The sequence below is a fragment of the Bacteroidales bacterium genome (assembly GCA_035353855.1).
GTDB lineage: Bacteria > Bacteroidota > Bacteroidia > Bacteroidales > CG2-30-32-10 > DAOQAK01.
In genome coordinates, this window is sequence record DAOQAK010000025.1 from 25,426 (window position 1) to 36,161 (window position 10,736).

The following is a 10,736-nucleotide window of genomic DNA, read 5'->3' on the forward strand; positions in this document are numbered from 1 at the left end:
GCAAAGTTAAATAATAAACGTGAATTGTAGTTTATTATTTATTGTAATAAAAAATCTTATTAAACATTAGTGTAAAGCTTTAATTGATTGGATGCAGTTTTTATTTATATTTGTTATACCGATGAAAATCAAAAAATATATAATTCTAATTATTCTGATTTTAGTATCAGTATGGAATAAAAATATTTTTGCACAATATTCCATTTCAAATGGAGTAAGCCTTCCGGCAAGCGACACTGTTCGTGCATTAATAGTTTTTGTGCAGGTCGATTTTTCAACTGGTGGCTGCCCGTCAAATCTTCCTGATAATATTAATGGCAGCTGGCCCGAAGACTCTTTAGGTAAAAGACTACCTCCCGCAGATGCAGATAGTTATTTCGATTTCAGTATTCCTCCTTATGAAAAACCCAAAGAATATATTACCAAGTTTTATCATCAGGCGTCATTCGGTAATTATGTGCTTCTCGGTGATTATTATCCTGAAGTATTAACAATTCCCTGTAATAAAATAATTGTTAGTGATGAAGGATTGAATTGGGTGCTTGATTCATTAAATAAAAGAAATTCAGGGGATACTACAATTTATACAGTTCATGGTCTTCCGTTAAATGCATTTGACAAATGGACCATTACCAAATCAGGGCTTCCGAAAATAAAAAAACCCGACGGGAAAATAGATTTATTGTATATCATTTGGCGAAACAATCGTTTTCTTTATGGAGTGAACACTAAAGATATTTCAGGGTTTGGTGTTCATTCTACATCAGGAAAGCCATTTAAAAATATGAAAGGCGTAAATAATGTTTCTTCATATAATGCCGGTACAAGTGGTTCGCATGGATATTTCATTACTATTGCCGAACACCTTCATGCAATTTTTGGCGGGAATAATTGGCATACAGCCAATGGAAGAGGAGAACACACTTTTCTTGCTACATCAGATTCATATAGCGTTACAGGTCAGGCTCCGTCAACTATGCTATCTGCCTGCGGTTGGGATAGATGGATGATGAACTGGAAAAATCCCGATAAAAAATTTCTTATAAGCGCATTAAATGAAAACAACGAAGAAGTAAATACTGAACTAATAACTATTGATAGTATTCCGAATGGCGGAACCTTTATCTTGCGCGACTTTATGACTACCGGTGATGCATTACGCGTTAAACTTCCTCATATCAACTGGGAAAAAAAAGGTGATGTGAAAAATCAATATCTATGGATTGAGAATAGAAGAATGAATCCTGAATATGAAAATTATTATACCGAAGATTGTGCAGATAATAATAATGGGAAATTTCCAAACGGTACACCCGGTATTTATGTTTATGTCCAGGTTGGAAAAGATTTAAAACAAGGAGGCGAAGAAATATTCAATGCCGGGTATCCAATGCCTAACAGTCTTGGAAGTTTTTTATTCCCGCTTACTGCTGAAGGAAGTTATGATTTTAGTTATGCCTGGGATAAAATACAGGAACCTTCCGGAACATGCGGTAACTGGGGCAACAGGAATTTGCCCATAGATAAAGCAAAGAGTAAACCCAATCCTTTTACCGGTTTTTCTGATTTATATGAATATGTGGATTCGAATAATGATGGTAAACTTTATTCAGGTGATGACTTACAATCCGGACTTAGCGAAGTTGTTGGCGACACGGTTATCCATTATTTTTATTCAAGTGGCGACTGGCAGGATGCTTTTTGTAAAGAAACAGGAAATATAAAATTATCATTATCATCGAATCCTGCTCCGGTAACGGTTTATACACAAACAACAAATTATGAAGCAAAAAATTGTTACCTGGAAAAAGGAAAACCTGCATCGTTCGAAAACCGCACCATTTGGCTTAACGGACTTTCTGCTGAAATACTCGATGAAAATGTTTTCGGTAATGGAGAAATGAAAATAAAAATTCGCTGGGACGACTACAATGTTTCTCAAAATGTAAGATGGTGTGGTAATATTGCGCTTAGCCCTAATGATTTCGATACATTAAAACCTTCACTGATTTTAGAAAAGAATAAAACAATTCTTCTCGACAGGGGTTATAGTCCTACCAAAATCTCGGCAATAGAAAAGGATATTAATGGTCGTTATATTTTTACCGATTCAACAGTTTTTACATGTTTGGAAAACTCATTTCTATTAATGAATGCAGGTTCTGAGATAATTATTGATAATGGAAGCCGGTTAATTTTAGAAGCAGGCAGCATGCTTCAGATGACAAAAAATAATAAAATAATTCTGCGTAATGGAGGAGATATAAAAATTAAAGAAGGAGCAGTATTGAAAAAAGGTAAGAAATGCATTATCGTAAAAAAGAAAAATAAACAATAAAAAGTATTTAAAATAGTTTTACTTTTGAATAGCTATAGGAAAGAAATGAATATGAAAATTGGTAAAAAAATATTGGTTCTTCTTATTTGTATGCTGCCTTTTTTTGCAATGTCGCAAGGTAATGCAAAAAAAAGAGAACGTAAGCTTGAACAACAAAATGCGAAAAAAGATGCAGAAGCATTGAGGAGCTACCAGAAAGCGATAAAATCCCATCAAAAAAATCAGGATAAACCCACAAGAAAAAGAATGAAACAATCCGTTAAAGAAATGAAGCGTGGTCCGGGTAGTACTAAAAAAACCTTTTTCCTGAAACGGTGGTTTTCAAAGGATAAATAATAAGTGCTTATTTACAAAATGAAATTATTTTACCTTCGGCTTGCTTTATTAATTTTAGCGGTAATTGTGCTGCCATTGATGTCCTACACACAGCAAAGCAATTTCCGCTTCGATAAAATCACTTCCGAAAATATTAAAATCGAAAAAGGTCTTTCAGTAAATACCGTACATTGTATATTACAAGATGACAAAGGGTATATGTGGTTCGGAACATGGGATGGTTTAAATAAATTTGATGGATATAAATTTACAGTTTACAAAGCAAATGAACTGGAAGGCAACAACGAACTATGCAATCAAACAGTACGTTCATTATATAAGGATAAAAACGGGAATATTTGGATTGGCACGGAAGGCGGACTTAATAAGCTTGATATAAGGACAAAAAAATTCTTTCAATACAAGCACAATGTAATTGATAAGTATAGCCTGAGTAATGATACCGTAAGAGTAATATTTGAAGACTCTTTTGGAATCCTTTGGATTGGTACGCAAAACGGTCTGAATGTTTTTGATAAACAAACAGGAAATTTTTTTCAATTTTACTCAAATCCTACAGATAACAATAGTTTAAGCAATAATACAATTACCGATATTATCCAGGATAGGTCAGGGTATATATGGTTTGCTACACAAAAAGGGCTTAATAAACTTGATTTCCCCAATAAAAAAGTAACTCATTTTTTTTACAATAATCAAAATAAAAACAGCATTTGTAATGATACCATTAATTCAATTATAGAAAGTAAAAATGGAGATATTTGGATTGGTACAGCAAATGGGTTATGCAAATATGAAAACCAAAAATTCACCTGCTATAAACAGGAATCAAAAAATTCAAATAGTATTACCAGTAATAAAATAAGTAAAATTTTTCAGGACAGCAAAGGCTTGTTTTGGATTGGTACATCCGATAAAGGATTGATCACTTATGATGAAGTAAATAATACATTCGGGAAATATGAAAACTCATTAGATGATGTTAATAGTATTAGCAGTAATAGTATTTCTTATATTATGGAGGACAGATCTGGAATTATATGGGTTGCAACAGAAAAAGGTGTTAATAAAATTGATAAGAATTCCAATAAATTCAGGCATTACCAGCATATAGAAAATATTGAAAACAGTTTAAGCAATAACTCGGTTTGGGATTTTTATGAAGATGACGATAATAATATTTTTATATGTACTGATGGTGGATTGAATGTTTATAATAGAAAAACAGGAAAAATTAAAAAATTAAAAAACAGTTCCGCTAATGGAAATATAAAATCAGAAAGCAAAATATCAGCTGTAATTAAAGATGAAGATGGGTATATATGGATAGGTACAGGTGATGCCGGTGTTAAAGTTTTGCAGATGAACGGAAGCGAAAATTATAGCGAAGTAGATCTGTTTAAAGATTTTAATTATAAAATAGATAAAACAATATGGTGTTTACACCAGGATAAAAATAAAAATATCTGGATTGCCACAAATAACGGGCTATATAGGTTTAATAAAAAAAATAATGAATTAAAATCATTTAAATATTATTCGTATAATCCTTATAGTATTAGTAGCAATATTATATATTATATATATGAAGATACCGAGGGTGTTCTTTGGTTTTGTACATATAATGGACTGGATAGATATTATAAGAAAAATGACAAATTTTATGCATATAAACATATTCCAAATAATTCACAGAGTCCAAGTACAAATACTATTTATAGCATTTTTGAAGATAAAAACGGAATAATGTGGATAGGCACTTTTGGTGGAGGACTGAACCGATTTGATAAAACTACCGGAACGTTCAAATATTATACAGAAAAAGATGGATTAGCTAATAATGTTGTATATGGCGTTCTTGAAGATAATAACAGTAACCTTTGGATTAGCACCAATAGTGGGATTTCAAAATTCAATAAAACGGAAACCTTTGTTAATTACGATGTGAAAGATGGTGTGCAGAGCAGTGAATTTAACGGGAATGCTTTTCTAAAAACAAAGGATGGTGAATTTTATTTTGGAGGCATGAATGGATTTAATGCTTTTTATCCCAACGAAATAAAACGAAATAAATTTATACCTCCTATAGTTATTACAAGCTTTAAAATATTTAATGAAATTCAAAAGAGCGAAATTCAGGACGGAAATACCATTACCCTTTCTCATAATGATAATTTCTTTTCTTTTGAATTTTCAGCACTTGATTATTCCAATCCTATAAAAAACAGGTATAAATACAAACTTGAAAACTTTGATAAAGGATGGATATTTTGCGATGCCAATCGTCGGTTTGCCGAATATACCAAGGTAAACCCGGGTACTTATAAATTATTGATTAGGGGAACTAACAGCGATGGTGTATGGAATGATAAAGGCATTTCAATTACTATTATTGTTAATCCTCCCTGGTGGGCCACATGGACTTTCAGAATATTATTTATAATATCGGTTATTGCAATTACCTGGTACATTCTTGGAAGACGTTTTCAGCAAATTCGTAAGAAGCACGAGATAGAAAAAAAAGTTATTGAAATTGAAAAACAACTTTTTGAACTTGAACAGAAATCCTTACGACTTCAGATGAATCCTCATTTTATTTTTAATTCATTGAATTCTATTCAAAGTTTTATTATAAATAATGATTCCGATAAAGCTACTTTATATCTTGCAAAATTTGCTCAACTGATGAGGCTGATACTTGCAAATTCCCGCGAATCCTATGTCCCCGTAAAAGATGAATTAAAGTCATTGAAATATTATATGGATATTGAAAATCTTCGATTCGATAACAAATTCGATTATAATATTAATATTGATCCAGAAGTTGATGATGATTTTATAGGAATACCGCCCATGATTATTCAGCCATATGTGGAAAATGCTATTTTACATGGAATAGTAAATAAACAAGGACGGGGAAAAATTTCAATAAACTTATCATTAAAAGATGATTATATCTTTTGTATTATTGAAGATGATGGAGTGGGGCGGGCAAAAGCAGAAAATATAAAAAGCATGTCAGGCTTACATCATAAATCAAGTGGAATGATTATTACAAGGGAACGCCTGGAAATTATCAATAAGCAGTTAAAAGGAAAAATTTTACTAAATGTTATTGATTTAATGAATGAGAATAATGAAGCAATAGGAACAAGAGTGGAAATTTTTATTCCTTTTATCGAAATGTAGAAAAGTAATTGAATATGATTTTATATATTTGTTAATCGTAAGTTTTAAAACCATGGATAAAATTAGAACAATAATAATAGATGATGAGAAAACCTCACGTGAAACATTGTTAGGATTACTGAAGCGTTATTGTAAGAACGTTGAAGTGGTTGCCGAGGCTGACGGATACCGCAACGGTATTGAAGTTATTCATAAGTTTAAACCCGATGTGGTTTTTCTTGATATTCAGATGCCCGATGGCAGTGGATTTAAAATGCTCGAAGACATTGGAGAAATAAATTTTGAAGTGATATTTTCAACGGCTTATGATCAGTTTGCTATCAAAGCAATAAAATATAGCGCTCTTGATTATTTGCTGAAACCCATAAACCCGGAAGATCTTATAAATTCTATAGAAAAGCTGGAAACAAAACTTACAAAAGGGAAAGACAATACTAATGTTAAATTTCTTATTGATACTGTAAAATCACCAAATTTAAATACAAAGAAAATTGTTCTTTCAACTTCAGAAGGTATGCATATTGTTGACATTGATAATATCATTCGCTGCGAGTCGGAAGATTATTATACAAAGTTCTTTTTTAAAGATGGTAAAACCATAATGGTTTCGCGTACTCTTAAAGAAAATGAAGAATTGTTAAGTGAATTTAATTTTATACGTCCACATAAATCACATCTTATAAATTTGAAATATGTAAAAAGTTTTCTAAAAATTGATGGCGGTTCTATTGTAATGACAGATGGAAGCTATGTGCCTGTTTCCCGCAGAAAGAGAGAACAAATATTGGATATCATCAACCACTTGTAGTTTTATAAAGGAAATTCATTTTGCCTTTATCTGTTATTTTTTTACCGTTAACTTTTTTATTCATACCGTTAACTGGTTAATCTTTTTTATTTATAAGTCATATAACTAACTTTACATCAATTTTATAATAAATTGTTAATAAAATATTTATTGCATGAAACATTTATACGCTTAACATTCCAAATACATATTCTCCATTCCGGGAGATTTATATTGAAATCTGCATAAATGCCTTCCGTGCGATAATTATAAAATTAAAAGGTCTAATATTTAAGCATATATGAACTTTTTTATATTCGTTAAAGAAAATATTTGGATTATATTTTTTTTTATTTTTAACTTTACCGCCTTTTATAACACATTATTATTCTAACATAAATTAATGCATATGCTACGTAAGTTACTTGTTTTTACTGCACTGGTTCTGGTTGCAAATACCATGGTACTTGCCCAGTCGTCAGGTACATTGAAGGGCAAACTGATTGATAAAACTACAAAAGAAGCAATCCCGTTTGCCAGTGTTGTTATCGAATCTGGAGGTAAACAGTACGGCGGTGTCAATACCGATATTGACGGAAACTATACTATTAAACCTATTCCTCCTGGAAAATATGATGTTAAAGCAGTTTATGTTGGTTATAAACCATTGCTTATAAAAGATGTTATTATTAATAATGATAAAATCACATTCCTTGATATTGATATGGAACAGTCAGTTCAAACCCTTACTACATTTGAAGTAAAGGAATATGCTGTTCCACTTATTTCCAAAGACCAGACACAAACCGGAGGTACAATGACTTCTGAAGAAATGTCGAAAATGCCCGGGCGTTCTGCTACTTCTGTTGCAGTTACGGTTGGTGGTGTATTCTCTCAGGATGGTGAAATGGGAAGCATCAGGGGACAACGTTCAGAAGGTACCGTTATGTATATTGATGGTGTTAGAGTACGAGGTTCTTCAAGTTTGCCACAAGCTGCTATTGAAGAAGTAACGGTTGTTACCGGAGGTTTACCTGCACAGTATGGTGATGCTACCGGTGGTATTGTTAATATTACAACAAAAGGTCCTTCCCGTGAATTCGGAGCAGGAGTTGAACTTGTAACTTCTCAGTATTTAGATGCATATGGTTATAATCTGGTTGGATTTAATTTACAAGGTCCATTGATCATGGGAAGGGATTCAACAAAGGAATCTTCATTACTTGGTTATTTTATTTCAGGTGAATTATCATCAATAAAAGATGAGAATCCTTCGAGTATTGGTTCTTATAAAGTGAATGATGAAAAATTAGCAGAACTTGAACTTACACCGCTTCGTCCTTCAGGTACAGGTTTTGGAGCATTCCTCAATTCAGAATTTATCACTAAAGATGACCTTGTAAAAATGAAGGCTAAACAGAATGCTTTATCACAGGGAGCAAATCTTTCAGGAAAAATAGATGTTAGAACAACAGCAAATACAAATTTAACTTTTGGCGGTTCTATGGATTATAGCAGTGGTAATGCATGGATTTACAGTTATTCATTGTTCAATAATAAGAACAATCCTTTAACTACAAGTAATACATGGCGTGTTTATGGTCGTTTTACACAACGTTTTCCAACGGATAAAGACAGTAAATCGTTAATAAAAAATGTTTATTATTCTTTACAGGCTGACTTTTCAAAATACTATGCAGTAACTGAAGATGCTGAACATAAAGATAATTTATTCGATTATGGTTATGTTGGTAAATTCACTACACATAAAAAGAAATCTTTTGAATTTGGTTCAGATACTACATTAAATTATAATAATATATGGGTTCATAATGGCTTTGCTGATACCTTATATGAATTTGAACGCGCTGAAGTTAATCCGGGACTTGCAAATTATACGGAATTATATTATAGCTTGTATCCACTAAGTTCAGGTTTCTATCAAAATTCCGTTGATGTTCAAGCAGGTGGTGGTTTGCTTAATGGACAACAACCCGATCCTGTTTATGGTTTATGGGCAAATACTGGAACAAAATATGATTTATATCGTGTAGAGGACGAACAACAAATCGGAATAAATGCTGCCGGTTCTGCTGATATTGGGAATCATGCTATTCAGTTTGGTTTGCAATACGAGCAACGCGTTGATGCATATTATGCTTATACCCCGATTGGTTTTTGGACAGTAATGCGCCAGTTGGTTAATAAGCATATCGAACAGCTGGATACAAAAAATCCACATCCTGTATATGATGATATGGGAGTTTTTCAGGATACTGTATGGTATGACAGATTACTTGACCTTTCATCACAATCATATTTTGATTATAATTTACGTAAAAAACTTGGTCTTGATCCTAATGGTCTTGATTGGATTGATGTAGACAACCTTGATCCTTCTACATTCTCTGTTGATATGTTTAGCGCAGATGAATTATTAAATGAAGGTAATGTTTTTGCATCTTATTATGGTTACGATTATACAGGTAAAAAACTTAAAAATAAACCTACATTCGAAGATTTCTTTTATTCAAAAGATGATTATGGTAATTATAAAAGAGAAATAGGTGCTTTTGAACCTATTTATATGGCAGGATATATTCAGGATAAGTTTTCATTCAACGATTTGATATTTAACGTAGGTTTACGTATCGACCGTTATGATGCAAATCAAAAGGTACTTAAAGATCCATATTCTCTTTATGAAACTCTTTCGGTTTCTGAGGTAAAAAATCTTGGTGGAAACGAGATTACACATCCTTCAAACATGGGTTCTGATTATGTTGTATATGTTAATGATTTAAAAAGCCCTACTGCTGTTGTTGGTTACAGGGATGGAAGCACATGGTATAATGCCGAAGGTACAGAAATTTCTGACCCTACTGTTTTAGAAACACCTTCAGGTATTGCACCTTGTCTTGTTAATCCTAATAGTAAAGAACTTAAAGTTTCAGCTTTTAAAGATTACGTACCGCAGACAAGCTACATGCCTCGTATTTCATTCTCATTTCCAATTTCCGACGTAGCGTTATTTTTCGCACACTATGATGTATTAACTAAACGTCCTACCGATGGAAATCGTTTTAACCCAACTGATTATCTTTTCTTTGAAAATGTTAAAAATACTATCGCAAACCCTGATTTAAAACCGGATAAAACGATTGACTATGAATTAGGTTTCCAACAAAAACTTAATAATTCATCATCATTAAAACTTTCTGCATATTATCGTGAAATGAGAAATCTTGTTCAGATTTATAAATATGTAGATGCTTATCCAAGAACTTACACCTCATATAATAATATAGACTTTGGTACAGTAAAAGGATTAACCATTAGTTATGACTTAAGAAGAACAAGTAATGTATGGATGAAAGCCAGCTATACATTACAGTTTGCTGATGGTACAGGTTCTGATGCTACATCTGGTTTTAACCTGGTTAGTTCCGGACAACCTAATTTACGTACTACTATGCCTTTGGATAATGACCGTCGTCATACACTTACTTGTGTTATTGATTATCGTTATTCAGAAGGTAAATTGTATAATGGTCCGGTATGGACAAAAAAAATAAAAGGAACGGATAAAGTAAAATCTGTACCAATATTCCAGAATACAGGTGTAAACTTCACATTCTCTGGTGGCTCAGGTACACCATACTCTCGTTCTAGTAAAGTAGTAGGTCTTACAGGTGGTGGCGCTACAGTTCTGCAAGGTTCTATGAATGGTTCAAGGTTACCTTGGTCTTTTAGAATGGATGCTCGTATTGATAAAGATATAACTTTAAAATTCGGAAAAAAAGATTCCAAGAAAGGAAAAGAAGCATACCTTAATATATACTTACAAGTGTTAAATGTTCTGGATACTAAAAATATATTGAATGTTTATGCTGCTACTGGTAATGCTGATGATGACGGATACCTTGCTGCAGCTGAATTCCAGTCAAGTATTAATACACAGCTTGATCCTTATGCATATCGCGATATGTATTCGACTTATGTTAACAGCCCATATAATTATAGTCTTCCAAGAAGAATACGTTTAGGAGTTGTTTTTGACTTTTAATTATGGCATGTATATAAATT

At 32.4% G+C, this 10,736-nt stretch carries 5 protein-coding genes; all 5 read left to right on the forward strand.

The features are described 5' to 3' along the window. The first annotated feature begins 121 nt into the window (after positions 1-121). Positions 122-2,338, forward strand: a complete 2,217-nt coding sequence (locus tag PKK00_07855) for a hypothetical protein (protein HNW98307.1) — start codon at positions 122-124, stop codon at positions 2,336-2,338. A gap of 51 nt (positions 2,339-2,389) precedes the next feature. Then, positions 2,390-2,674, forward strand: a complete 285-nt coding sequence (locus PKK00_07860) for a hypothetical protein (protein ID HNW98308.1) — start codon at positions 2,390-2,392, stop codon at positions 2,672-2,674. Between the two features lie 18 nt (positions 2,675-2,692). Next, positions 2,693-5,863 carry a two-component regulator propeller domain-containing protein gene (locus PKK00_07865; protein ID HNW98309.1) on the forward strand — a complete coding sequence of 1,057 codons (3,171 nt, stop codon included), beginning with the start codon at positions 2,693-2,695 and terminating at the stop codon, positions 5,861-5,863. A gap of 52 nt (positions 5,864-5,915) precedes the next feature. Further along, positions 5,916-6,671: a LytTR family DNA-binding domain-containing protein gene (locus tag PKK00_07870; protein ID HNW98310.1), complete on the forward strand. Its 756-nt coding sequence runs from the start codon at positions 5,916-5,918 to the stop codon at positions 6,669-6,671. A gap of 388 nt (positions 6,672-7,059) precedes the next feature. Further along, positions 7,060-10,716, forward strand: coding sequence for a TonB-dependent receptor (locus PKK00_07875; protein ID HNW98311.1), 3,657 nt, complete (start codon positions 7,060-7,062; stop codon positions 10,714-10,716). Positions 10,717-10,736 lie beyond the last annotated feature (20 nt).